This window comes from Vibrio sp. 970, assembly GCF_033339075.1.
In genome coordinates this window covers 1-666 of sequence record NZ_JAWOTW010000375.1, presented here as the reverse complement: position 1 = coordinate 666, position 666 = coordinate 1, and the positions used below count along the sequence as shown (strand labels likewise).

Sequence of the window (666 nt, the reverse complement as noted above, 5' to 3'; positions counted from 1 at the left end):
TGTTCAAATCAACCAGCACGCAAACCGAAAAACGTAACTTGATGGTCTTCATTAAGCCGACCATCATCCGTGATGGTATGACCGCAGATGGTATCACTCAGCGCAAATACAACTTTATTCGTGCAGAGCAGCTTTACAAAGCTGACCAAGGCTTGAAATTGATGCCAGATGAGAAGATCCCTGTGATCCCAGCATTTGGCCAAGATCGTAAGCATCCTGCTGAAATTCAAGCGTTTATCGATCAAATGGAAAAGAACTAATGGTAGATATGTTAGACACTGCGCCAAGTATGCGTCGTCTGCCATTCAGTTTTGCCAATCGCTTTAAACTGGTTTTGGAGACTGAGCATCCAGAGCGTCCTCCAATTCTTTACTACGTGGAGCCGCTAAATCCTGCGGCTCTGGTTGAAGTGCGTCGCGTGCTTAAGCGCAGTTTCGTGCCTCAAGCCATCGACAAAGAATCCTTCGATAAAAAGCTGACTGAAGCGTATCAACGTGATTCATCAGAAGCTCGTCAATTGATGGAAGATATCGGTGCCGACAGTGACGATTTCTTCTCGTTGGCAGAAGAGCTACCGCATGACGAGGATTTGTTAGAGTCGGAAGACGATGCGCCAATCATCAAATTGATCAATGCTATGTTGGGTGAAGCGATCAAAGAAGGTGC

At 46.1% G+C, this 666-nt stretch carries 2 pseudogenes; both read left to right on the top strand.

The annotated features are described in order from the left end of the window. A pseudogene (locus R7Q11_RS26780) lies at window positions 1-260 on the top strand (type II secretion system protein GspD); the annotation flags it as partial. Beyond that, window positions 260-666, top strand: a pseudogene (locus tag R7Q11_RS26775) (type II secretion system protein GspE); the annotation flags it as partial. The pseudogenes R7Q11_RS26780 and R7Q11_RS26775, both read left to right, overlap by 1 nt.